The 1,702-nt window shown below is 66.5% G+C and carries 3 protein-coding genes; all 3 read right to left on the bottom strand.

Going from position 1 to position 1,702, the window contains the following annotated elements; all coding sequences use genetic code 11:
- Window positions 1-148: GTP-binding protein (locus ACRCSW_RS22040; protein WP_438707799.1), on the bottom strand; the 148-nt coding region annotated here is incomplete at its 3' end.
- Between the two features lie 3 nt (window positions 149-151).
- Window positions 152-1,078, bottom strand: coding sequence for an NAD(P)/FAD-dependent oxidoreductase (locus tag ACRCSW_RS22035; protein WP_438707798.1), 927 nt, complete (start codon window positions 1,076-1,078; stop codon window positions 152-154).
- Window positions 1,075-1,702: metal ABC transporter solute-binding protein, Zn/Mn family (locus ACRCSW_RS22030; protein WP_438707797.1), on the bottom strand; the 628-nt coding region annotated here is incomplete at its 5' end. The genes ACRCSW_RS22035 and ACRCSW_RS22030, both read right to left, overlap by 4 nt.

Genomic DNA, 1,702 nt, shown 5'->3' with positions numbered 1-1,702 from the left:
GTTCATTGTCGATTCCGGTTTCGCCGAATTCGTTGATGATGACGGCGTATTTCTTGCCATGCTCCTCGGTCAGGATGCGGTTCAGAAGCGTGGTCTTTCCGGCGCCAAGAAAGCCGGTCAGCACGGTGACGGGGATTTGTGCGTTCATGGGTCAAGTCTCCTGCAGTGGGGGAAAACGGTCGGTCCAGATCAGCGACTGATGCGCTGCGGTGCCGGTAATGGCACCATCGGCCAGCGCCGGGGTGACAATGCCTGCGGGGCGGATGATGTCGCCTGCGGCGAAGATGCCGGCGCGGCTGGTCACGTTGAAGGCTCCGGTCTTCAGATAGGGGCCGGTCGGGCCTGCTATCGTGGCAAGGCCAAGGTCTGCGACAAAGGGCGCCGCAAAGGCGGTGTCCGCGTGCAGAAACAGGCCGGAGGTGTACAGTGACGTTCCGTCTACCAGCGTCAGCCGCGCACCGTCGCTCTCGGGTTCGGCGCGGATCAGGGGAGAGCGGAGCAGGCCCACGCCAAGCGCTGCCGTCTCGGCTTCGGCGTCTGGACCAAGGTCGCCTTCATGCGCGATCAGGCTTACATCCTGCGACCAGTCGGTGCGCAGCATCCGCGCCATGTGCAGCGCCATCGGTCCGCGTCCGAGGATCGAGAGGGGTTGCCCCTTGATCTCATAGCCGTGGCAGTACGGGCAGTGCAGAGCCCAGGTCCCCCAGCCTTCGGCGAGGCCAGGGATGTCGGGAAGGCGATCGGTGACGCCACAGGCAAGGATGACGCGCCGTGCCATCACCTCTCCGACCGCCGTGGTCAGGCGAAAGGCATCGGCCTCGCCTGACAGGCCCGTCACGGCGCGGTCGCGGAGGCTAACGGTCGGGTAGGCCGCCAGATCGCCCCGGATCGCGGCAAGGATGTCAGCGGGCGCGCGCCCATCCCAGCCCGGCACGCCATGGGCGGCAGGCGAGGCTGCATTGCGCGGGCGCCCCGTGTCGAACACGGCAACTTGGCGACTGGCGCGGCCCAGTTGCAGCGCAGCGGTCAGACCCGCAAAGCTGCCGCCGACGATGGCGACGTCCAGAACCTCCGTCATTGCGACAGCGCAGCGGTCAGCTGCGACAGGTTGTGGCGCATCATGTCCAGGTAGGTGGCCGCGGGGCCGTCCGCGGCGGAGAGCGCGTCGGAGTAAAGCGTGCCGCCGATCTTGGCGCCGGTCTCGGTTGCGATCTGGTCCAGCAGGCGGCGGTCGGCGATGTTTTCCACAAAGACAGCGCCGATCTTCTGGTCCTTGATCTGGGTGATCAGGGCCGCCACGTCCTGCGCGCTGGCTTCGGCCTCGGTCGATAATCCCTGCGGGGCGACGAAGGTCAAGCCGTAGGCGGCGGCGAAGTAGCCGAAGGCGTCGTGCGAGGTAACGATTGTGCGCCGGTCTTCCGGCAGGGTGGCTACCGCAGCACGGATTTCGGTGTCGAGCGTATCGAGTTCGGCCAGGTAGGCTGCGGCGTTGGCCTTGTAGGTCTCGGCGCCTTCCGGGTCGGCGGCGGACAGGTCCTTGGCGATGTTGCTGACGTAAATGCCGACGTTCGCAACGCTTTGCCAAGCATGCGGGTCTTCGGCCCCGTGGTCGTGGCCCTCATGCCCGGCCTCACCCTCGGCGTGGTCTTCTTCGCCAAAGGCGATGGGGGTCACCCCTTCCGAGGCATTCACCATCGCGGCC

Source organism: Tabrizicola sp., from assembly GCF_051645465.1.
Classification (GTDB): domain Bacteria; phylum Pseudomonadota; class Alphaproteobacteria; order Rhodobacterales; family Rhodobacteraceae; genus Tabrizicola.
Note: the sequence above shows the minus strand (reverse complement) of the source record. Positions and strands in the feature narration are given on the sequence as shown.